This is a genomic window from Gelatiniphilus marinus (assembly GCF_042684345.1).
GTDB classification, from domain to species: domain Bacteria; phylum Bacteroidota; class Bacteroidia; order Flavobacteriales; family Flavobacteriaceae; genus Gelatiniphilus; species Gelatiniphilus marinus.
In genome coordinates this window covers 75,580-99,135 of the sequence record NZ_JBHULK010000003.1, presented here as the reverse complement: position 1 = coordinate 99,135, position 23,556 = coordinate 75,580, and the positions used below count along the sequence as shown (strand labels likewise).

At 36.4% G+C, this 23,556-nt stretch carries 20 protein-coding genes and 1 tRNA gene; 15 read left to right on the top strand and 6 right to left on the bottom strand.

The window, feature by feature from the left end:
* The first annotated feature begins 48 nt into the window (after positions 1 to 48).
* From ftsZ to ACFSQS_RS09195, 3 genes are all read left to right on the top strand, one after another.
* The gene (ftsZ, locus tag ACFSQS_RS09205; protein WP_388017490.1) at positions 49 to 2,046 is read left to right on the top strand and encodes a cell division protein FtsZ; all 1,998 of its coding nucleotides are present in this window, start codon (positions 49 to 51) and stop codon (positions 2,044 to 2,046) included.
* A 179-nt stretch (positions 2,047 to 2,225) separates the two neighbouring features.
* The gene (locus tag ACFSQS_RS09200; RefSeq protein WP_388017487.1) at positions 2,226 to 2,675 is read left to right on the top strand and encodes a GatB/YqeY domain-containing protein; all 450 of its coding nucleotides are present in this window, start codon (positions 2,226 to 2,228) and stop codon (positions 2,673 to 2,675) included.
* Positions 2,676 to 2,690: 15 nt separating this feature from the next.
* Positions 2,691 to 2,764 (top strand) — tRNA-Arg (locus tag ACFSQS_RS09195).
* 87 nt (positions 2,765 to 2,851) lie between these two features.
* Here the strand turns inward: ACFSQS_RS09195 and ACFSQS_RS09190 are convergent.
* Positions 2,852 to 3,844 (bottom strand): DUF6695 family protein, encoded by a 993-nt coding sequence (locus tag ACFSQS_RS09190; protein WP_388017484.1) that lies wholly within the window; start codon positions 3,842 to 3,844, stop codon positions 2,852 to 2,854.
* On the bottom strand, positions 3,837 to 4,562 hold the full coding sequence (locus tag ACFSQS_RS09185) for an NRDE family protein (protein WP_388017481.1): 726 nt from the start codon (positions 4,560 to 4,562) through the stop codon (positions 3,837 to 3,839). Before ACFSQS_RS09185 ends, ACFSQS_RS09190 begins: the two co-directional genes overlap by 8 nt.
* A 149-nt stretch (positions 4,563 to 4,711) precedes the next feature.
* Here ACFSQS_RS09185 and pruA point away from each other — a divergent pair, with 149 nt between their 5' ends.
* Complete coding sequence (gene pruA / locus ACFSQS_RS09180; RefSeq protein WP_388017478.1) at positions 4,712 to 6,340, top strand: L-glutamate gamma-semialdehyde dehydrogenase; 1,629 nt, start codon at positions 4,712 to 4,714, stop codon at positions 6,338 to 6,340.
* 194 nt (positions 6,341 to 6,534) lie between these two features.
* On the opposite strand, the gene ACFSQS_RS09175 is transcribed toward pruA, so the two are convergent.
* On the bottom strand, positions 6,535 to 7,335 hold the full coding sequence (locus ACFSQS_RS09175; protein WP_388018293.1) for a class I SAM-dependent methyltransferase: 801 nt from the start codon (positions 7,333 to 7,335) through the stop codon (positions 6,535 to 6,537).
* A gap of 34 nt (positions 7,336 to 7,369) precedes the next feature.
* Here ACFSQS_RS09175 and ACFSQS_RS09170 point away from each other — a divergent pair, with 34 nt between their 5' ends.
* Positions 7,370 to 8,029 (top strand): hypothetical protein, encoded by a 660-nt coding sequence (locus tag ACFSQS_RS09170; RefSeq protein WP_388017475.1) that lies wholly within the window; start codon positions 7,370 to 7,372, stop codon positions 8,027 to 8,029.
* 178 nt (positions 8,030 to 8,207) lie between these two features.
* Here the strand turns inward: ACFSQS_RS09170 and ACFSQS_RS09165 are convergent, their stop codons facing one another.
* Positions 8,208 to 8,630: a (4Fe-4S)-binding protein gene (locus ACFSQS_RS09165; RefSeq protein ID WP_388017472.1), complete on the bottom strand. Its 423-nt coding sequence runs from the start codon at positions 8,628 to 8,630 to the stop codon at positions 8,208 to 8,210.
* 117 nt (positions 8,631 to 8,747) lie between these two features.
* Here ACFSQS_RS09165 and kynU point away from each other — a divergent pair, with 117 nt between their 5' ends.
* From kynU to ACFSQS_RS09115, 10 genes are all read left to right on the top strand, one after another.
* On the top strand, positions 8,748 to 10,022 hold the full coding sequence (gene kynU / locus ACFSQS_RS09160) for a kynureninase (protein ID WP_388017469.1): 1,275 nt from the start codon (positions 8,748 to 8,750) through the stop codon (positions 10,020 to 10,022).
* A gap of 310 nt (positions 10,023 to 10,332) precedes the next feature.
* Positions 10,333 to 11,748 carry an FAD-dependent oxidoreductase gene (locus tag ACFSQS_RS09155; RefSeq protein WP_388017466.1) on the top strand — a complete coding sequence of 472 codons (1,416 nt, stop codon included), beginning with the start codon at positions 10,333 to 10,335 and terminating at the stop codon, positions 11,746 to 11,748.
* A 136-nt stretch (positions 11,749 to 11,884) separates the two neighbouring features.
* Positions 11,885 to 12,667 (top strand): SDR family oxidoreductase, encoded by a 783-nt coding sequence (locus ACFSQS_RS09150; RefSeq protein ID WP_388017463.1) that lies wholly within the window; start codon positions 11,885 to 11,887, stop codon positions 12,665 to 12,667.
* Between the two features lie 149 nt (positions 12,668 to 12,816).
* The gene (locus ACFSQS_RS09145) at positions 12,817 to 13,350 is read left to right on the top strand and encodes a 3-hydroxyanthranilate 3,4-dioxygenase (RefSeq protein ID WP_388017460.1); all 534 of its coding nucleotides are present in this window, start codon (positions 12,817 to 12,819) and stop codon (positions 13,348 to 13,350) included.
* A 92-nt stretch (positions 13,351 to 13,442) separates the two neighbouring features.
* A complete protein-coding gene (locus tag ACFSQS_RS09140; protein WP_388017457.1) occupies positions 13,443 to 14,528 on the top strand; it encodes an amidohydrolase family protein in 1,086 nt (361 codons plus the stop codon).
* Entirely contained in the window at positions 14,528 to 15,172 is a 645-nt protein-coding gene (locus ACFSQS_RS09135; protein WP_388017454.1) for an O-methyltransferase, read from the top strand. Before ACFSQS_RS09140 ends, ACFSQS_RS09135 begins: the two co-directional genes overlap by 1 nt.
* 139 nt (positions 15,173 to 15,311) lie before the next feature.
* The gene (locus ACFSQS_RS09130) at positions 15,312 to 16,382 is read left to right on the top strand and encodes a c-type heme family protein (RefSeq protein ID WP_388017451.1); all 1,071 of its coding nucleotides are present in this window, start codon (positions 15,312 to 15,314) and stop codon (positions 16,380 to 16,382) included.
* Positions 16,383 to 16,513: 131 nt separating this feature from the next.
* Positions 16,514 to 16,912, top strand: coding sequence for a hypothetical protein (locus tag ACFSQS_RS09125; protein WP_388017448.1), 399 nt, complete (start codon positions 16,514 to 16,516; stop codon positions 16,910 to 16,912).
* Between the two features lie 82 nt (positions 16,913 to 16,994).
* The gene (locus ACFSQS_RS09120; RefSeq protein ID WP_388017445.1) at positions 16,995 to 21,323 is read left to right on the top strand and encodes a CusA/CzcA family heavy metal efflux RND transporter; all 4,329 of its coding nucleotides are present in this window, start codon (positions 16,995 to 16,997) and stop codon (positions 21,321 to 21,323) included.
* A gap of 10 nt (positions 21,324 to 21,333) precedes the next feature.
* A complete protein-coding gene (locus ACFSQS_RS09115) occupies positions 21,334 to 22,479 on the top strand; it encodes an efflux RND transporter periplasmic adaptor subunit (RefSeq protein WP_388017442.1) in 1,146 nt (381 codons plus the stop codon).
* A 429-nt stretch (positions 22,480 to 22,908) separates the two neighbouring features.
* On the opposite strand, the gene ACFSQS_RS09110 is transcribed toward ACFSQS_RS09115, so the two are convergent.
* Both ACFSQS_RS09110 and ACFSQS_RS09105 read right to left on the bottom strand, forming a co-directional pair.
* On the bottom strand, positions 22,909 to 23,133 hold the full coding sequence (locus ACFSQS_RS09110; protein WP_153266774.1) for a YgaP family membrane protein: 225 nt from the start codon (positions 23,131 to 23,133) through the stop codon (positions 22,909 to 22,911).
* A 29-nt stretch (positions 23,134 to 23,162) separates the two neighbouring features.
* Positions 23,163 to 23,468, bottom strand: a complete 306-nt coding sequence (locus ACFSQS_RS09105; RefSeq protein ID WP_388017439.1) for a hypothetical protein — start codon at positions 23,466 to 23,468, stop codon at positions 23,163 to 23,165.
* Positions 23,469 to 23,556 lie beyond the last annotated feature (88 nt).

Sequence of the window (23,556 nt, the reverse complement as noted above, 5' to 3'; positions counted from 1 at the left end):
CCATAGAATAAAAAACATATAGTACAAAACCCCAGTAAAACAGAATTTATGAGCAGCAACAAAGAATTCGAAAGCATTGCATTTGATTTGCCAAAAAACCAATCAAATGTCATTAAGGTTATTGGCGTTGGCGGTGGCGGCAGCAATGCCATAAACCACATGTTCCAGCAAGGCATAAAAGGTGTCGATTTTTACGTTTGTAATACCGATGCGCAAGCCCTACAAAACAGTGGTGTGCCAAACAAGATCCAACTAGGCGTTAATTTAACAGAAGGACTAGGTGCAGGTGCCAACCCAGACATTGGCGAGCAATCTGCCGTTGAAAGTTTTGATGATATTTCAACCATGCTCGATACCAACACAAAAATGGTATTTATCACTGCCGGAATGGGCGGCGGCACAGGAACCGGAGCTGCACCCATAATAGCTAAAATGGCAAAAGACCTGGATATTCTAACCGTAGGTATTGTAACAATGCCATTTGCTTTTGAAGGCAAAATGCGTATAGAGCAATCACAAAAAGGCATTGAAAAACTAAGGGATGTTGTAGATTCTTTAATTGTAATAAACAACAACAAACTTCGCGAAGTTTACGGAAACCTTGGTTTTAAAGCGGGTTTCTCAAAAGCAGACGAAGTGCTATCTACTGCTGCTCGTGGTATAGCCGAGGTTATTACGCACCACTACACACAAAACATAGATTTGCGCGATGCAAAAACCGTATTAAGCAATAGCGGAACCGCCATAATGGGCTCTGCATTAGCATCAGGCCAAAACCGAGCGCAAGATGCTATTCGAAAAGCCCTGGACTCACCATTGTTAAACGACAATAAAATTACAGGCGCCAAAAATGTGCTGTTGCTTATCGTATCCGGTTCGCACGAAATAACCATAGATGAAATAGGCGAAATAAACGATCATATCCAAACCGAAGCAGGACACGGCGCAAATATTATAATGGGCGTTGGAGAAGATGAAACCCTCGAAGAATCTATTGCAGTTACCATTATAGCAACCGGTTTTAATATCGAACAGCAAGACGAGATCTCTAATACAGAAACCAAAAAAGTAGTACATTCTTTAAGCGACGAGCAAGAGGCCAGCCCCAAAGCGAAAGATCCCGTAATTATTGAACCAATCGTAGAGTTAGAAGAAAAAAAAGCCCCTCCCATAGTTAGGCACACTTTAGATTTTGATACCGAGGAAGCACCTGCAAAGCAATCCAAAAAAGCAACTCCCAAAAAAGAAACATTAAGCGAGTTCTCGAAAGACATCAATTTAATACCCACATCAGAAATCATAAAAAACATAGATGTGGTTTACAATGAGGTTAAGGCAGATTTTCAAGAAGATGAAGAAGATTTCATAATTAAGCCCGTAACACGAATGTCTGATGATGTAGAAAACACTAAAGACATCGAGGTTGTTTCAGACTATATTGAAGAAGAGCAGCAAATCACGTTAACCTTCGATTTGCCCTTGTCAACTAGTCCGAACGCCGATAAAGAAACAAAAAACCATGCCGGCATCTCACAAAAAACAGACAAACAAACAAAAGACATTACCGTTAAAGACCCCGTAGAGATAATTACGGTTAACGAAACTAACGAAAAAGGCGATGTGCGCTATGTATTAGACGATTATACCGAAGTAGAATCATCGATAAATAAAAAAGCAACAGCAGCTAAGCAAACCCTTGAAAATGCCGATAACCCAATTGTTTTTGAAAAGAAAACCCTGCCCAAAGAACCTGTTGAAGAAACCACTGGAGACGAGGTCGATCCTTTAAACAGCCCCATTTCCGATCTGTTAAAAGAACGAGCAGATGAGCGCCGACGTAAAATGAAAGAGTTTAATTATAAGTTTAATAGTGCCAAGATTGACGACATTGAAAAGGTGCCCGCCTATAAGCGCCAAGGCATAAATTTAGAGCAAGCAAAACATTCCTCTGAAACCGATATGTCCCGAACCAGTATAGGCTTAGATGATAACGACGATATTCAAATACGAAACAACAACTCCTTTCTGCACGACAACGTAGATTAAGGCTAAACAAAACCTGTAATTTTTAAGCCTGAAAAGTTCATGAAATTTTTCGGGCTTTTATATAGTTTTTTCCCTTATAAAGGAGGCAGAATTTTTTCGTATTTTATCATTTTTAATTAAGTCCTGTTAACTGCATATTGCACGCTTTTTTATATATTCGCATTTCTAATAAAAAAAGGATGAGTTTACAGCAAAACCTTATGGCAGCTTTAAAGGCCGCAATGAAAGCCAAAGACCAAACGGCCTTAACAGCTTTACGGGCGGTTAAATCGGCTATTTTGTTGGCGCAGACAGAAAGTGGTGCCAACCAAGAATTAACCGAAGAACAAGAGGTTAAAATACTTCAGAAACAAGTAAAACAACGTAGAGACAGTGCTGCGATTTATTTGGAGCAAGGGCGCGAAGATTTAGCTGCACCAGAATTGGCCGAAGCCGATGTGATTGCACAATTTTTACCCGAAGCCCTAAGTGATGGGGAAATTGAGAAAGTAGTTGTAAAGACCATAGATTTGGTAGGAGCTGAAGGCATGAAGGATATGGGAAAGGTTATGGGTATGGTTAGCAAAGCGTTGGCAGGACAAGCCGACGGAAAAACCATATCTAATATAGTTAAACAAAAATTATCTTAGTTTTGTAATACAAACGGCTGCGTAGTTCAACTGGATAGAATATCAGATTTCGGCTCTGAGGGTTGGGGGTTCGAATCCCTCCGCGGTCACTATTTAAAATGCACATTCAGAATTTAAGACACCTTATAAATGTGTCTAGTCCTTAACAACAATCAAAAGGTCTAAATAACTGATGGCTAAATTTTCCGTTCAAACCTAAAAACCTTTCCATTTTGCTCAATATTAAAGAATTTGCAATTCGAGTACTGCACAAATCTATAGGTTAAATTATAATTAAAAGCCATGTCTGCCACTTTAAAAACAGCATCGCAATCAACGTTTCCATAAGGCGATATGCGTTTAAACCTGTAATCTGTTTTACTTCCCAAATCATGCAATTCAAACCAAGCCCCGGCAGCAATTCCAGAAAGCCATTGGGCATTTTTGTGCAAACCATTAACGGGTTTTGGTATTTGTGTGCCAACTAAATCTATGCTATGGTTTTTAAGCCTATCTAAAAAACAACGTATGTTTTCGCTATTTTGCGAACCTTTAAATTTTGAGATTTCACCAGTTTCTGAAACCTCGTAAACCATAGATTCTGTATTAGCCAAGAGCACATTACCAACCGTACTTGGCGTAAACCATTTAGAACTTTCAAGTGTTTTCTTAATTTTAGAATCTGTTACCGAAGCAATTAAAGTATCGGTTACAAATCGGGCACAATTGCACGCCTCTTTCATAAAAGCGGCATAACGTATAAAATGTTTGTTCTGCATTTTGGCAATGTGCGTTCGCGCTTTTTGGTAATCAACTGCATTACAAACCGATGCGATTAGCTTCCCTTGGCCGTGTGTTAGTTTTGGGTGGGTAGCCAAAAACTCTAAAATGGCTTTTAAATTTACAATACTATTGTTTTCTAAATGGGCTTTTAAAGGAATATACAACTCGTTATCGGTATCTATCCCGCGAACGCGCCCATTGGGCTCGGGTGTAATATAGCGCCCAAAATCATAATATTCCAAAACGCTGGTTTCTTTATCAATCAACACTAAAGCGGCATGTCCGGCACGCAAATAGTTTTTTTTGCCCACGCCAAAAAACCGTAAATACGGAGAAAACCACTCTTCAGAAACCATTACTATAGTCTCTGGGTAAGCGAGTGTTAAAATAATGCCGGAATTACTCATTAACGGTTTGCTTAATAGGAAAGGTATTTAAAGTAGCCAAATTATCAAAAAGGTTTTCGAAATGTATGTTCAGGCTACTGGTTAGTTTTTCAATTTGTGTAATGCTGGTTGTTTTTACATAGCCCCGATTCATAATAACACCATAATCATGGTTGTTTTTTCCAGCGTTTTTATGAAACTCCAATATAGTGTTTTTATCCAATTCATTTTCAGTTTTAAAATCTTTAAACCACTGCAATCGTTCAGCTTTCATAGCTTTGGAATACAAAGTTGAAGAGGACCAGATTTTAGCCTCAAACGGAAGTGTTTTAAAATGTTTGGCGGTTCCGCCCCAAACCAATTCGTAGAATTTCAACCCCATGTTCCAATCGGCAATTACCATGGTAAAAGGTTCAATAGCTTCAAAATCATAGCTATTAACAATGTGATTTAAATCTTTGGCAGCCATAAAATGTTGGGCTACTACGCCTCTACTTAGCCTGTAATTTACTTTTCGTTCATGATTGGCAAAACCGCCATTAAGCACACAAACCACTCTGTTTTTTTCGCTTGCGCCTATCCATGTTCCACCGGTTAATTCATCTTTTGGGAATACCAATTTGGTATTGTTAACCGTGTATAATTGTGGTCTTAAAGCCACTCTGTTTGGTGCTTCGTCTCGATTTGAAGTTAACACGAAGTTATTCTTACCTATAGGAATCAATGTTACTGTACACATAAAAACTGTAGTCTTAAAACAGTTTAGCAACTTACAAAAAAATAAACAACTATTAGTCTGCATTTAATATCTGATGCGATTAATAAATGCCTATAAAATTCGTAAATTTGCAACTCAATTTTTTGACAATCGAACAAAAACACACACTAATGGGAAAAGGATTTTTTAACGTACCAGTTGCTATAAACGAACCAGTTAAAAGCTACGCTCCGGGTTCGCCAGAGCGCGAAGCAGTTCTTAAAACTTACAAAGCCATGTATAACAGTCAAGTTGATGTACCTATGTACATTAACGGAAAAGACGTTAGCACTGGCAATACCAGAACCATGTCGCCACCGCACGACCATAAACACGTGGTTGGCACCTATCATTTAGCAGAAAAAAAGCATGTTGAACAAGCTATTGCCACGGCACTTGAAGCCAGAAAAAGCTGGAGCCAAATGCCTTGGGAACAACGTGCCGGTATATTTTTAAAAGCTGCCGAATTAATTGCTGGCCCATACCGCAATAAAATAAATGCTGCAACCATGATTGCGCAATCTAAAAACATATATCAAGCCGAGATAGATTCGGCTTGCGAGCTTATTGACTTTCTGCGTTTTAACGTACAGTTTATGACAGATATTTACATGGATCAGCCAGAAAGCACAAGCGATGCCTGGAACCGTATTGAATACAGACCGCTTGAAGGTTTTACCTATGCCGTTACCCCATTTAACTTTACTGCTATAGCTGGTAACTTGCCTGCTTGTATGGCTTTAATGGGCAATGTTGTGGTTTGGAAACCAAGCAACAGCCAAATATATTCTGCCAAAGTTATTATGGATGTCTTTAAAGAAGCTGGTGTGCCCGCAGGTGTTATTAATGTGGTTTTTGGCAACCCTGGTATGATTACAGATACCGTTTTGGCGAGTCCGGATTTCTCAGGGTTGCATTACACAGGCTCTACTCCTGTTTTTCAAAAATTATGGAAACAAATAGGAAACAATATTGAAAACTACAAAACCTACCCAAGAATTGTTGGCGAAACCGGTGGAAAAGATTTTATTATCGCTCACAAATCTGCAAATGCCAAACAAGTAGCTACGGCTATTTCTAGAGGCGCTTTCGAGTTTCAAGGTCAAAAATGTAGTGCTGCATCAAGAGTATATATCCCAACTAATTTATGGGATACTGTAAAAAACTATATAATTGAAGATATAAAATCCTTTAAAACAGGATCGCCAGAAGACATGGGCAACTTTATTACAGCCGTAATAAACGAAGCTTCGTTTGATAAACTAGCCTCTTATATTGATGCTGCGAAAAACGATGCCGATGCCGAAATTATTGCTGGAGGCAATTACGATAAATCTAAGGGTTATTTTATCGAACCAACCGTTATTGTTACCACAAATCCTAAATACGACACCATGTGTACCGAGCTATTTGGACCTATTGTAACCATTTATGTTTATGATGAAGACAAGTATTCTGAGACTCTTAAATTAGTTGATGAGACTAGCGAATATGCTTTAACAGGCGCGGTACTTTCAACCGACAGATATGCCATTATTGAGGCTACCGAAGCTTTACAAAATGCCGCTGGAAACTTTTATATTAACGACAAGCCAACAGGTGCAGTTGTTGGCCAGCAACCTTTTGGTGGAGCTCGCGCTTCTGGTACTAACGACAAAGCAGGTAGCGCCCAAAACCTTTTGCGTTGGGTATCGCCAAGAATGATTAAAGAAACCTTTGTTACACCAACAGATTACAGATACCCGTTTTTAGGCGAGTAACAAATTATTATAGAGAAACTATATTTTTACAAGAGAGATCATCTTTTTTTTTTAGATGGTCTCTTTTTTTGTTATGGTCTGCTCCTATATGTTTTAATGAAAAAAAGTACCGAAATAAATTGGGCAACCTAAGCTAAACACTAGCACCAATTGCATTTTAAGTTAACGCATTCGAAAAAAAACTTTTAAATCAATTATAACAAACTCGCCTTCAGCTCAAAAATTAAAGGATATAATTTATCTTTTGTAACAAACATTCCGGTTTGGGTTTCAACTAAATCTGGTAACACGTTATAAGGGCTTTCGTGGTGTTCTTTTAAATAATCAATGTGCAAACCCGCTTCGGTTAAAGCCGAAACTATTTCGCCCAAACCGTGGTTCCATCCGTATTCTTTACTAATCATTTTCGATTCTTGGTTGGCGTAAGTACCTTGGTATTCTTCATAAATAACATCGTTTTGCATGTATCCATATTTTATTACGGGCTTGTTTTCCAAATAATCGAACATCCAAACTATCGGGTGAAATTCAACCATATAAAACGTACCGCCTTTTTTTAAACGCTCCGCAATCATTTTGCCCCAAGGTTTTAAATTGGGCAACCAACCAATAACGCCATAACTGGTAAAAACAATTTCGAAGCTATCTTTTACAAACCGAGAAGTATCAAAAACATTGCAACACACAAATTTGGCATCAAGCTTCAATTCTTCATTTAATTGTTTTGCTAATTTAATACCTTCATCACTTAAATCTACACCCGTGCATTTTGCTCCCATTCTGCTCCAACTCAGCGTATCTTGCCCAAAATGACATTGTAAATGCAGTAAGGATTTTCCGTTTACATCACCCAAAGCAATTAATTCATAAGGCATTAACGACGATTTCCCTTTTTTAAAACCATCTAAATTATACATCGCACTTTTTGCATGTACTTTTACTTTTTGGTTCCAAGTGGCTTTATTGGTTTTAAAATATTTGTTGTTGTTTGTCATCATCTAAATGATATATTTGCTAAAATCTAAATTTATGAAAAACTTCATTTACATCACGCTTATAGCATTACTTTTTGTTGGTTGCAAACAAAAAAATGAAAACAAAACAGCGCTTTCTATTGCCCAAAAAATAGCAAATGCCCATGGTTTTGAAAACTGGAAAAACGTTTCTGAAATTCAATTTACGTTTAATGTAGATAGAGGAAATAGCCACTTTAAAAGAGCATGGAGCTGGCAACCAAAAACAGATGCAGTTACTATGATAACCAATAACGACACGATTTTATACAATAGAACCATGGTAGATAGCACAAGCCTTAAAGCAGACCAAGGTTTTATAAACGATAAATTTTGGTTGCTAGTACCGTTTCAATTAGTATGGGATGCAGGCACAACAATATCTGAACCCGTAAAAGAAAAAGCACCAATAAGCAACATTGAAATGCATAAAATTACACTTACCTACTCGAATAATGGTGGCTATACACCAGGTGATGCTTATGATATTTATTTTAATGATGATTATTTAATTAAAGAATGGATTTATAGAAAAAGTAATCAAAAAGAAGCATCTATAATTAACACTTTTGAAAATCATCAAGATTTTAACGGTATAAAAATAGCTTTAGAACATAAAAAACAAAACGAAGATTGGAATCTTAATTTTACAAATGTAAAAGTAATATTGGAATAATATTTTTTTGATGCGATTGTAATTTCAACATCTAAATTACAACCAAGTGCGTATATAAAGTATAAATCGTTTTTTTCCGCTTATGCGCCTATATATATTAAAAGCGTTTCAATCTAATCATTGAAACGCTTTTTCCTTTTTTAGCAAACCTTATTTTGAGAATTGGAATACTAAAACTTTAACCTTTAAAAGCTTCTTTTACATGTGCACCATCGCAAAACGGTTTGTTATTAGAGGCACCACATCTACAAAAAGCAGTGGTTTTATTTTTAGTTTCTTCGCTGCCATCTGTATGGATAATTTTAAGTGTGCCGTAAACCAATAATGGCCCGTTTTCTAAAACCTCAACTTTGGTTTCTATCGCTGTAGCTTTATCATCAACCTCTTCATTATTCATATAAAAACTTAAAGCTCCCGAAGGACAACGTTTTACTTGATTAATTACATCTTCGGTTGTGGCTGCGTTAATTCTAACCCAGGGCCGTACTTTTGGTCTAAAAACCTCTGGCAATCCTTTTACACAAATCCCCGAATGGGTACACTTTTTAGCTTCCCAAACCACTGTAACTTCGCCGTTTGAATATTCTCTTTTTTTCCCCATAACTCATAAATTTCATTAAATATACAAAAAAAAACGTGCTGTCTTTTAGACTAATTTATTGGTTATTTCATAAATTTATAATGCTTATTTTTGTTAGAAACCTAAAACGCTTTCACTTTGTACAATTATAAAACAGGTGCCGATTACGCTAAAGAACAAGACCGAAAAGATGACTTGTCGCATTACAGAAATCAATTTCATATCCCAAAAGACAAACACGGAAATGCGTTAATTTACATGACCGGAAACTCACTTGGTTTACAGCCAAAATCTACAAAAGCATATATTAATCAAGAGCTTGAAGATTGGGCAAATTTAGGGGTCGAAGGGCACTTTGAAGCTAAAAACCCATGGTTGCAATATCATGAGTTTTTAAACAAAAGTATGGCCAACGTGGTGGGCGCAAAACCCATTGAGGTTATTGTAATGAATACACTTACTGCCAACCTCCATTTTATGATGGTTTCGTTTTACAAACCCACAAAAACACGTTATAAAATTCTTATTGAAAGTGATGCGTTTCCGTCTGATAAATTTGCAGTAGAATCGCAATTACGTCATCATGGATTTGATGATAAAGACGGATTAGTTTTATGGAAACCCCGAAAAGATGAAGCTCTTTTACGCTATGAAGATTTGGAAACTATTCTTGAAAATCAAGGCGATGAGATAGCTTTAATTATGATTGGCGGTATTAATTATTACACAGGGCAATATTTCGATTTAAAAAAAATTACAGAACTCGGGTATAAACACGGTTGTAAAGTAGGGTTTGACTGTGCCCACGGCGCAGGAAACGTTGAGCTTAATTTACATGATTCCGGAGCAGATTTTGCCGTTTGGTGTACTTATAAATACTTAAATTCTGGCCCAGGAAGTTTAGCGGGTTGTTTTGTGCACGAGCGCTATGCTCACGATAAAAACCTAAACCGTTTTACAGGTTGGTGGAGCCACAACAAACAAACGCGTTTTAACATGCGTAATGAATTTGATGTGCTTCCTGGTGCAGAAGGTTGGCAACTTAGCAATCCGCCCATTTTATCGATGGCTGCCATTAAGGCATCACTCGATATGTTTAACGAAGTTGGCATAAAAAAGCTAAGCGAGAAATCTAAAAAACTAACAGGCTATTTTGAGTTCCTTTTAAAACAATTAGGCGAAGACACTATACAAATTATAACACCAAGAAATCCAAAAGAACGTGGTTGCCAACTATCCATTCAAGTTAAAAATGCTGACAAGAATTTACATAACAAATTAACCGAAGCTGGTGTTATAAGTGACTGGAGAGAACCCGATGTAATTCGATGTGCACCCGTGCCGTTTTATAATTCGTTTGAAGATGTTTATAATTTGGTTGAAAAATTAAAGAGTATTACTGATAACATTTAAACTAAAAATCAAATTGACAAAAAGTCAAGTCCCAAATCAATTCGTAGAATTGAATGCCAAGGCGCAGAATAGATGAAGAAAAGCTCCGAGAACAGAAGGACAAAGTCCGATGCGGAGTTTTCAAATCGGTTTTAAGTTTGAAAAACTTAAAAATTCCTCGGCTTGGACTTGATTTTTTGGTTTTGCTACGCAATATACTTTCATTTAAAACAATATTTTAAATTCAGTAGTGTATCAAGACAAAAATGAACAGATAAAAAGAAAATACAACTATAACCATAAGATTCCTGCCTTCGCAGGAATGACAAAAATGAAAGAAACAAAACAAAACATACTAATCATCGGCGCAGGCCTCTGCGGCTCACTCCTAGCCTTACGCTTAGCACAACGCGGCTACAAAGTAAACGTTTTCGAAATGCGTCCAGATTTACGCAAAGTCGATATTTCTGCTGGTCGCTCAATAAATTTAGCCCTTTCAAACCGCGGTATTAAAGCCATGAAATTGGTTGGAATTGAAGATAAAGTAAAAGCACTTTGTATTCCTATGCATGGTAGAATGATTCACGATAAAACAGGCAACACACATTTATCAAATTATAGCGGGCGAGAACATGAATATATCAACTCCATTTCTCGTGGCGAACTTAACGGATTACTGTTAACCGAAGCCGAAAAACATAAAAATGTTTCTATTTATTTCAACAAAAAATGCAAATCGGTCGATTTTGAAAATACTACAGCCCTATTTCAAGATTACAAAACCAAAGACAAATTTGTTGAAGATGCCGATGTTATTATTGCTACCGATGGTGCAGGTTCAGCCATGCGAAAAAGCTATTATTTAGGCAAAAAGTTTTTATTTAGCTTTTCACAAGATTATTTAACACACGGCTATAAAGAGCTTAGTATTCATCCTAAGGAAAATGGCGATTATAAAACTTACAAAAACGCGCTTCATATTTGGCCTCGCGGTAGTTTTATGCTTATCGCTTTACCCAATTTAGACGGCAGTTTTACAGTAACCCTATTTTTAAGTTACGATGAAGGCGAATACCATTTTAACAACTTAACTACTGAAGAAGCTGTGCTAAAATTTTTCCAAAAAGAATTCCCAGATGCTTTAGCTTTAATGCCCAATTTAATTGATGATTTTTTTAAAAACCCAACATCACCCTTAGGCACCGTAAAATGCTCGCCGTGGCATTACAAAGGCAACACGCTTTTAATGGGCGATGCGGCTCATGCTATTGTGCCGTTTTACGGACAAGGCATGAATGCCTCCTTTGAGGATGTGGTTGAGTTTGATAAAATATTAGAAAAAAATTTAGAAAGTTGGGAAGCCACATTTAAAGCCTACCAAAAAACACGCAAAAAAGATACCGATGCCATTGCAGATTTAGCCATTGATAATTTCCATGAAATGAAATCTCACACAGCAAATCCCGTATTTCAAAAAAAGCGTAAATTAGAAATGCTTTTAGAAAAACATTTTCCAGATGAGTATGCTTCAAAATATGCCTTGGTAACCTTTAATGAAGATATTAGATACCACGAAGCCATGCTGAAAGGACGCGCACAAGACAAAGCGATTTTAAATTTATTATCAGACGGAATAATCTCGACTAAATTAGATAAAACAAAAAACAATTTAAAAACGATTTTAGATAAAGTAAAACAAGAAACCGAAGCTATTTTAGAAGACGATAGAATTGCAGACCTGCATTAAGATAGCTCATCTTATATTTTCCAAAGAGCAGGAACTACGTAATAAAACAATTAACAAGAATTCAAATTCCCGCTTTGAGTTACTCCCCAAGCCTGAATTGAGCGCAATTAAAATGGGAGATTTGTAAGGGCTTATTATGAATTTAAAACTAAACAATAAAAACGCCTTAGTTTGCGGAAGCACACAAGGCATAGGAAAAGCAACCGCTATGGCATTAGCTGCCGAAGGTGTAAGCGTCACTTTAGCTGCAAGAAACAGGGAAAAACTAAAAGCGGTTTTAGCAGAATTACCAAACACTAAAAGCCACAGCTATATTGTAGCAGATTTTTCTAACCCAAGAGATTTGCAAGAGCAGGTTATAAAGTTTATGGAGAGAAATCACGGATTTCATATTCTTATAAATAATACTGGTGGCCCGAGAAGTGGCCCTATTTTAACAGCAGCACTTGAAGAATTTGATAAAGCCTTTATTCAACATTTAAAATGCAATCATGTTTTAGCGCAAGCTACAATTCCGTTTATGAAAGAAACTGGTTTTGGTAGAATTATTAACATTATTTCCACCTCGGTTAAAGAACCAATACCGGGTTTGGGTGTAAGCAATACCATTAGAGGTGCTGTTGGTAATTGGAGTAAAACGTTGGCCACTGAAGTTGGTGCTTTTGGCATTACCGTAAACAATGTATTGCCAGGTTTTACAGAAACTGAGCGCTTAAATGAAATAATTAAAATTAAAGCTGCCAACGAAAACAAAAGTATTGAGGATATGGCAGAAATAATGAAAAATTATACGCCTGCAAAACGCTTTGCAAAACCCGAAGAAACCGCCAACGTTATTACGTTTTTAGCTAGTGATTGTGCTAGTTATGTAAACGGCATTAACATTCCAGTTGATGGTGGGCGCACAAAATCTTTATAATAATTTAACTACGATAGTTTTAATAAAATTTTAGCTGTTCGTATATTAGTAACTAATTTGCGTTAAGGATTGAGGCATTTGTTGGAGCTCCTCGCAGAGAGCGACTGCCGAAAGCCTGACCCTCGTGGTAACGCCCAAAACACATAACTATGAGCAAAGTATATCCGCCCATAAATTTTAAAGCTTGGATTGAAGAAAACAGACATTTATTAAAACCACCTGTGGGCAATAAAGTGGTTTGGAAAGATGGCGATTTTATTGTGATGGTGGTTGGCGGACCAAATAACCGAAAGGACTATCATTATAACGAAACACCAGAATTTTTCTATCAGATTGAAGGTGATATCGTGCTTAAAATTATTGACAAAGGCACGCCCAAAGACATTCATATTAAAGAGGGCGATATTTTTTTATTACCTCCAAAAGTACCGCATTCGCCACAACGTAGTGCCAATACGGTGGGATTGGTTATTGAGTATCCCAGAGAAAAAGGGGTGCAGGATGCATTGATTTGGTTTTGCGAAAATTGCACCACAAAATTATATGAAGAAGATTTTAAACTAGACAATATTGAAACAGATATGCCTAAAATTTTCGATAATTATTACAGCGACGAAAACAAACGTTCTTGCCCCAATTGTGGGGAAGTTATGCAACCGCCAAAGAAAGTGAAAATTGATTAAAAATGATATATTCGCCATTACGAGAAGGTATGGCGAAGTAATCTATAAAATTAAAAACATTGCCAAGGTAAAAGCCTCGCAATAACACATACATGAAAAAGCCCAAACTTCGTATAAACGGCCATTCCCATTTACTTCCTTATCCTGAGGAAATACCAGATTTTATGCGCGAAAAAGGCATTTTTTGGGTAGATAAGGACAGGAAATATATGCTCCAGAAAGATTGGAGCCGCCCCGTAACCGATTCCAGTTTCTTTTTGCACGATAAGTTGGAATGGATGGAGCGCAACAAAATTGACCATGCCGTAGTTTTAAATTTATCGCAATTGTACGGCAATGGTTTACGTGTTGAAGAAATGAAGCAAGCATTGCGTTTTCAAAACGATTTCAATGCCAAAATACAGCACGAAAACCCCAATAAATTTACTTGTGGTTTTGTGGTTCATCCAGGTTTTGTTAGGAGTGCCTGTTGGGAAATTGAGCGCTGCGTGGAAACCCATGGCATGCAATTGCTTTGTTTGCCAACCCATTATATGGATACCATTGGTACGTGGCGTTGTATTTTTGATGAGGAAAACGAACCTATTTTTGAATTGGCAAACAAGTACAATTTAGCCGTAGAAATCCATCCCTACGATGGCGAAAAATTTATAAAATTAGAAAATACCTCGTGGCGTTTTCATTTAATTTGGATGCTGGCGCAATGTGCCGATGCCTATCACTTTTTAACCTTAAATGGGTATCAGGAGAAATACCCGAACATGAGAACTTGTTTTGCGCATGGCGGCCAATTGGCACAAATTAACTTAGGGCGACGTATTCAAGGGTTTGATGGCAGGCCCGATTTATTTGTGGGCAAACACCACCCCAGAAAAGCTGTGGGGCATAAAAATATTTTCTTCGACACCTTGGTACACGATACCGGCGGGTTGGAATTGCTAATAAAAAATCAAGGCTCGAAGCAGGTAGTTATGGGGTTGGACGACCCCTATCCGTTGGGCGAAATGGAAAGTGCCAAACAATCGTCATACCCCGGTAAAATTTTAGATTTAGCCATGGAGCGTAATATTATTAACGAAACTGAACGCGACGCCATTTGGGAAGACAATGTTATCCAATGGTTGTGTGGCGATAACCAAACCGCTAAAAAAGATTTAGTAAAAAGAATTTTAAGTTAATGCATTTTATACCAGACGATTTAGACGATTATGTTGTAAATCATTCAGAAAACGAACCTGAATTATTACAACAGCTCAACAGAGAAACCTATCAAAAAATATTGCAACCCCGTATGCTTAGTGGCCACTATCAAGGCCGTTTATTAAGCATGATATCAAAATTAGTAAACCCAAAAAACATACTGGAAATTGGCACTTACACAGGCTATTCTGCACTGTGTTTAGCCGAAGGCCTACAAGCTAAAGGAGAACTTCACACCATTGATATAAACGAGGAATTACAAGATTTTCAACGTAAGTATTTTGATAAATCAGACTTTGGAAATCAAATCGTTCAGCATTTAGGAAATGCCTTAGATATTATTCCGAAGCTTGATAAAACTTTCGATTTGGTTTTTATTGATGCTGATAAAGAAAATTATTCAAACTACTTCAACACTATAATTGACAAGTTAAATACGGGTGGCATTATTTTATCGGACAATGTATTGTGGAGTGGTAAAATTTTAGACATTACTTTTAAAAAAGAAGACACTTCTACGCCTGCTTTAATAGAATACAACAAACTTTTAAAACACGACAAACGTGTTGAAACCGTTGTTTTACCTATTCGAGATGGTTTAACGATTAGCAGAAAATTATAATTTACACCCAAGCATTTATTCATTTTACAAAACAACTTCTTTTTAAGAAGCTAAAAAACAATCAATATGTAACCAATGTTACTAAAAATATTAGTTTTAAACTATAGCTTTGTTTTAAAAATAAAACAGAGCTATAATCATGCTTTTAATCCCATCTCTTTTTAAATCAAAGCCAAAGCAAAACAATACTGATAAAATAAAATATTTTAACATAATAAAAATATTTGCACTGGTTATTATATCCTTTACAGTTTTTAACTGTAATAATTCTAAAAAAACCAATTATGTTTCTGTTGAAAAAACCGAAAAAGAACAAACGCACCCAGGAAAAAAATTAATGGAAATCAATTGCTATGTTTGCCATAGCTCTACGGCTAGCCACGAAAACAGAATTGGACCACCAATGATAGCCATAAAAAAACACTACATAAACGCAACCACCACTAAAGAAGAATTTATAGAAGCCATGCAAGCATGGATAAAAAACCCAAATGCAAACGATGCAAAAATGCCCGGAGCAATAAAGCGTTTTGGCATAATGCCAAAAACACCATATCCTGAAAAAACCATAAAACAAATTGCAGACTATATGTTTGACTACGATATTGAGCAACCCGAATGGTTTGAAGATCATTATAACAAAGAACGAGGCATGCATGATGGAAAAGGCAATAAACGCAGAAAAGGCAAGTATAAAAAACAAGCAGAAACCAACTTTGAAAAATTACCGCACGCAGAACGAGGTTTAAAATACGCGCTTAGCACAAAAACAGTTTTGGGTAAAAACCTAATGGGTACCATACAAAAACAAGGCACTTTAGATGCTTTATTATTTTGTAATGAAAACGCATACCCGCTAACCGATAGTATGTCTGTTGTACATAATGCTATAATAAAGCGCGTATCAGACAAACCCAGAAACCCCAACAACCAAGCTAACAAACAAGAATTAAAACACATTAAAACCTACAAACAAGTTGTTGCAAACAATCAAGAACCAAATCCTTTTGTAAAAGAAGAGCAAGACAAAGTACACGTGTACTACCCTATTGTTACAAATACTATGTGTTTACAATGCCATGGAAAACCAAACGAAACTATTAAAACACCTGTTGCAAATAAATTAAAGGCTATGTATCCAAAAGACAAAGCCATAGGGTATGAGGTTAGTCAAGTTAGAGGTATTTGGAGCGTTACTTTTAATAAATAAACCTTGATAAAAAATCTGCTACTTTTAAAACCAATTGTATTAGATAATATTTAAAAAAAACTTTACATCATCTAAAAACCTACTTTATCAATCCAGTGTTCATATCCTATAAAATTAGTATCTTTACATGAGTGTTTAAATTTAGTTCCATAGCGTTATCCTTAATTATACTAATACAAAGTTTTGGTATAACCCTTAGCGATTTATCTCAAATCGACAAGTTTATCGAGCATGCTAAATTCCATAATGAAGCGCATGGCGACAATCTTTTCATGTTTATTTCTAAGCATTATGGCGAGTTAAAAGCAGAACATAACAAAAATCATCAAGAGGAAAAAGAAGACCACGAAAAGCTTCCTTTTAAGCAGCAAACTCATGTGGCTTCTATGACTTATTTTTTTCAGTTTACCAATAAAAACGGATTCAGAACTTTGGAGTTTTCAGAATTTAGAAAACATCATTTTTATTATCAGCCACCATCTTCTTCATGGCATTCAGATAACCTTTTTCAGCCGCCTCGGCTTTCATAAATAATCGCAGATTTATTCTTTTTTGTTCCTTAATCACATCATGGTGGTTTGGGCACTTTAACCTTGATTATTTTATGAAAACATGCTATCATATATTATAAATTTTAGTTTAAAGAACAAAATTATTGTTCTTCTATTCACCACTTTTATTATAGGTTTTGGGATCTATTCTTTGTCGCAAATCCCTATTGGTGCTGTACCAGATATTACCAACAATCAGGTCCAGGTTATTACCACTTCTCGTAATCTTTCCACCGAAGATATGGAGCAATTTATTACCTATCCTGTGGAGTTAGAAATGGCGAACTTGCCGGGTGTTATCGAGATTCGTTCCATTTCAAAGTTTGGATTATCGGTGGTCACCATCGTTTTTGAAGACGATATGGGAAGTTATCTACCCCGACAACTTATTGCTGAAAAAATTAAATCGGCTGCCGAAAAAATCCCCCAAGGTTTTGGCTCTCCAGAAATGGGCCCCATTACCACAGGGCTCGGCGAAATATACCAATACATTCTAGATGTAAAGCCAGAGTTTAAAGACCAATACACGGTTGAAGATTTGCGTACCATTCAAGATTGGGTGGTTAAACGACAGCTTTCTGGTATTCCTGGCGTTGTTGAGGTAAATACTTGGGGTGGCTTTTTAAAACAATACGAAGTCGCCATCAATACCGAAAAATTAAACGCGATGAATATTTCTGCCCGCGAGATTTTTACGGCTTTAGAAATGAATAACAGTGTTTCTGGTGGCGGTTATATTGAAAAAGTAAATCAAGCCTATTTTATTCGTGGCGAAGGTCTAATCACGTCTCTAGACGATATTAAAAATATTGTGGTAAAAAACACCAACGGCATGCCAATTTACATAAAAGATGTCGCACAAGTGGGTTTTGGTAGGGCTACACGCTTTGGCGCGATTACGGGTAACGGTGAAGGCGAAAAGGTTCTCGGGCAAGTTATGATGCTTAAAGATGTCAACTCCAAAAAAGTAATCGATGCCGTTAAAATACGTGTTGATGAGATATCAAAATCTCTACCAGAAGGTGTTTTTATTAACGCTTTTCTGGATAGAAGTGAGCTTATAAATAAAACCACTTATACGGTAACCGAAAATTTGGTTTTAGGCTGTTTAATCGTGATTTTTGTAGTGGTATTGCTGCTAGGTAATTGGCGTTCTGGCCTTGTAGTAGCCTCCATTATTCCTTTGTGTTTGCTTTTTGCATTGTCCTTAATGTACCTATTTGGCGTCGATGCCAATTTAATGAGCTTGGGGGCTATAGATTTTGGTATTATCATTGATGGAGCCGTAATTATTGTAGAGTTTGTGGCTTTTAAAATTACAAAGCAAAAATTAACTATTAACGCATTACCTAAAATTGAAAGACAAAGTTTAAAAGATAAGATCACCTTTTCGGGGACCTCAAAAATGATGAATTCTGCCATCTTCGGGCAACTTGTTATTCTTATTGTGTTTATTCCCATTTTATCATTGAGCGGCGTAGAAGGTAAAATGTTTAAACCTATGGCACTCACCTTTAGTTTTGCACTTATTGGCGCCATGATACTTTGTTTTACTTATGTTCCGGTGGTCGCATCTTTGGTTTTAAAACCTTCTAAGGCCACAGATAAAAACATCGCTGTTAGGATTATGAAATGGGTTACTAGATGGTACGATCCGGTTATCGATTGGGCATTGCGTAGTAAAAAGTTAGTGTTAAGTATTGCGATTGTATTATTAGGATTTTCGGTGTATTTATACTCAACTATGGGAGGTGAATTTGTGCCCACTCTGGATGAAGGCGATTTTGTAATTCAACCCGTATTAAAAACAGGAACCTCACTGCGTAATACGGTAGAAATAACCACCCAAATTGAAAAGATACTTTTAGAGTTTCCAGAAGTTAATCAAGTGGTTACCCGTGTTGGTGCTGCCGAGGTGCCAACAGACCCGATGTCTATGGAAGAGAGCGATGTTATTATTGTGTTAAATCCTAAAGGCGAATGGACATCGGCGGCTTCAAAAGATGAGTTGGCCGATAAGTTTAAAGAAGCATTGGCCATTATTCCCAGTATGGAAGTCGAATTTACACAACCTATCGAAATGCGTTTTAACGAGCTTATTACTGGTGTTCGTGCCGATATAGCCATTAAGATTTTTGGTGACGATTTAGAAATTTTAGCTCAAAAAGGAAGTGAAATAGGTGAGCTAATACAAGGTGTTGCTGGTGCTGCAGATATATCTGTCGAAAAAATTGCAGGATTACCAGAAATGAGCGTACAATACAACCGCTCTAAAATTGCGAGATACGGACTTAACATTCAAGACCTGAATGATATGGTGTCTATGGGATTTGCTGGAAAAACCGCAGGAAGTGTTTTTGAAGGCGAAAAACGTTTTGATTTGGTTGTAAGACTAGAACAAGAAAAACGTCAAGGTATTGAGGATTTAAAAAACTTGTATATCGATTTGCCTTCCGGCGGAAAAATACCCTTAAGCGAATTAGCAGATATTAGTTTTAAAACTGGAGCTGCACAAATTTCTCGCGATGATACCAGACGACGAATTGTAGTAGGTATAAACGTGCGTAACCGCGATTTACAGTCGGTTGCAGACGATGTGCAAGCCTTAATAAACGACAATATAAAACTACCTGTAGGCTATACCATTACTTACGGCGGCCAGTTTGAAAATTTACAAAGTGCCAAAGCAAGATTAATGATTGCTGTTCCTGTAGCGCTTATTTTAATATTTGTGCTATTGTATTTTGCGCTTAAATCGGTTAAAGAAGCACTTATTGTGTACTCGGCAATTCCACTAGCAGCTGTAGGTGGTATCATATTGTTATGGCTTCGAGATATGCCTTTTAGTATCTCGGCAGGTGTTGGCTTTATTGCCCTTTTTGGTGTCGCTGTGCTTAATGGTATCGTTTTAATTGAACATTTTAAAGAACTAAAAACTCAAGGATTTAAAAGTATGGACGCCCTAATAAAACAAGGTACAAAAGATAGATTACGCGCTGTATTATTAACAGCATCGTCCACAGCACTGGGCTTATTGCCTATGGCGGTTTCAACCAATGTTGGGGCAGAGGTGCAACGCCCTTTAGCAACGGTGGTAATTGGTGGCGTGTTTACGGCTACATTATTAACTTTAGTGGTATTGCCGGTCTTATATGCCCATTTTAATACGCCTAAAGAAGATAAAAAACGTACGAATAAAAATAATATTGTGGGGCTAAGTGTCGTAGCCTTATTACTTTCAATACCGGCAATGGCGCAGCAAAACCCTCAAACTTTAGACGATTTAATACTTTTAGCAATTGAGAATAATGCGGGATTACAAGCAAACCGACTGGAAACACAACAATTTGATGCTTTAATTAATTCGGCTTTTAGTTTCGATAAAACTCAAGTGTATTATGAGTTTGATGAAAATAATTTAGCGGTGAATAATGAACCGCTTCAAATTTTCGGGATTCAGCAAGACTTTAAATTCCCAACGGTTTATTTTTCAGAAAAGAAGATGAATAAAGCGCGTTATAATATCACATCAAGTCGTTATGATATTGAAGAAAAAGCCATAAAACGAGAGGTAACTGCGGCTTATTACAACTATCAAATTGCTAGAGAAAAAGAACAAGTCTATAAAACGCTAGACAGTTTATATACTAACTTTTCTCAAATTGCAGCTAGACGTTTTGAATTGGGTGAAACCAATTATTTAGAGAAGATTACCGCAGCCTCTAAGCAGAAACAAATTAATCTAAATTATTTGCAAGCACAAAAAGAGGTTACAGCCGCTTATGCAAATGTTATAAAAGTTGTTCAAGCAGATGAAGCACTGGTTATTGCCTCTCAGCCTTCATTAAAAGTGCCACTACAGACTTTAGAAATTAACGGCAGTGCAGAAACGGCATTTTATCAAAATAGAATTGCCTTGTTGCAAGCCGAACGTCGTTTTGAAAAACAACAATTGCTGCCAGACATTAGCCTTAATTATTTTCAGGGGTCCAATTCAGAATTAAAAGGCCATTTGTACGGCTACCAATTGGGTTTAAAAATCCCCTTGTTTTTTAGCGGACAAGCCTCTAAAATTAAAGCTTCTAAAATAGCTGAACAGGTTGCTGTATCAGAATCTAAAGACTACGAGATTCAGATTAACGCCAAGTTTAATGCGCTTAAGTTGGCTTTGTCTCAGCTTCAAGAGGCTTTGTACTATTATGAAAATGAAGGCGATACACTTTCTGAAGAAATTTTAAAAACCGCACATAGCAGTTTTGAAAACGGTGAAATTGATTTTTATCAATACATTCAAAGTTTAGAAAGTGCTTACCAGATAAAATTAGGTTATCTGGACGAGTTAAGTGCATACAATCAAACCGTTATTGCTATAAATTACCTAACCTTATAAAAAAACAATCATGAAGAATATTCTATATAAAACAGTCCTTTTAAGTTTGATCTTTACCCTTTTTAGTTGTGGCGAAAAAAGCAGTCAATCTACAGAAAACGAGTCTGACGATAGGGCTACGGAAAATGAACATATTCAAGTCACACAAGCGCAATTTCAACAAAGTAACATGAGTTTAGCTCAGCTTGAAGAAAAGCCGTTTCCAACCCTTGTGAATGTAAACGGAATGATTGATGTGCCACCAGCAAATAGGGCAGTGGTAAGTGCTACCATGGGTGGTTATATTAAAACAGCACCATTACTTGTGGGTGATAAAGTGCGTAAAGGACAGGTGTTATTAAGCATAGAAAACCCTGAGTTTATTAGTATGCAACAGCAGTATATGGAGGTTAATGGACAGCTTACGTATTTAAAATCGGAATACGACAGACAAACAACCATGAAAGCTGAAAACATAACCTCTCAGAAAAGTTTTCTTAAAGCAGAGAGTGATTATAAAAGTGCTTTAGCAAGACATACGGGATTGGAAAAACAATTGCGAATGTTGAATATTTCCCCATCACAAGTAAGGGCCGGAATAATCAGTTCGGTCGTTAATATGTATGCACCTGTTTCTGGTAGTGTTACAAAAATAAATGTTACAAAAGGAGCGTATGTGTCGCCAGCAACCGAGATTTTAGAAATTATAGATAATAAGCATATCCATTTGGAGCTTTCGGTTTTTGAAAAAGATATTATGAAAGTAAAAAAAGGGCAAGAGATTACTTTTAAAATCCCTGAGGTTTCCACAGAAGCATTTAAAGCTACAGTGTATTTAGTGGGCACCACTATTATGGACAATAGAACCATTACGGTGCATGCACATATTAATGATGAAGCCAATCACAACTTTTTAACAGGTATGTTTGTAGAAGCGGTAATAGTAACAGCATCAACTTCCGCGAAAGCGATACCAAGCGAATCTGTTATTGAAGTCGATGGCACGTCTTATGTTTTAGTTCTGAATAAGAAAGAAGGCGATACCTACTATTTTAGTCAAGAAAAAGTTAAGGTAATAGCGAGTCATGAAGGTTTTTCGAAAATAGAGAATATTGATAATTTTTCTGAAAACACTAAATTTCTAGCTAAAGGGGCGTTTAGTTTAGTAGAGAATTAAGAGTACATCTTTTAGTTTACTTCGGCTTGAAAAAGCTGAGTTTTTTTATAGACCTCACCGGTTTCAAAAACCTGTGAGGTCTTATGAGTGCAAGTTTTAACTATGAACTAAAAAAAGCTAAGCATTTTTTTTAAAGAAATGCTTAGCTTTTTTATTCATCATAAAGAATGATAATAACTAATACAATCATTAGTGTCCGACTAAAAATGTTTTATAATCGTTAATCTCTTTTAAATAAAGAACTTGACGTGTCTTTTAAAATGATACCTTGTTTATATAAAAGAATTATAAAGAGTGCGATGAGATGTTTTATTAATCAATTCACTTTTGCCAATCAGTTAGTTAGAATCTAGTCTTGGTTCTAATGCCTAAAAGCGAAGCGGTATTATGTCTTTTATCGGACATTAATGTAATAAAATATGTTTTAGTTTAACTGTCTTTAGATGTTGGTACAGCACAGCTTCCGCCACCTTTTTTAACGCCAAGTTTCATTAAAATGGTTTCTAATAAGCACCATTTTGTAAAGGCCGATTGAATTAAATTCACACCTATAAACACCGTAAACCACATCCAATTGGGGTGAACAAAAGTGGTTAATACCACACTTAACAAGACCATGAAACCAACAATAACTCTAAAATATGTATTTAACATTTTAATTTGTTTTAAGATTAATATTTGTTTTATATAAATTTTTCAATAGGAACTACAACCGCTCTAACCGCATTATTAGTCTCTACAGTTGCATTAAATTCTTTGATTAAATTAAATAATGCATCAATGTTTTCATCTTCTGTAAACGAGAAAAACAAACGTGATTCATCACCAAATTTTTGACCAGGAAACCAGCTTGAAGCCATTAATACCGACGATCCGTTTTTATAACCATCAATATCAGAGCTGCTTAAGTTGTGGATATTCGCATTTTTGAAGAGTTTTAAAACATCTTTTTGAAAGGCTTCGACTGAGGTAACTATAACTAATTTCATATGCTCTTTATTTTTTGTTTTCCGCAGATTTCACAGATAACGCAGATTGTGTTTTTTTGCTGCGTGAATCTCTGAAATCTGCCGGAAA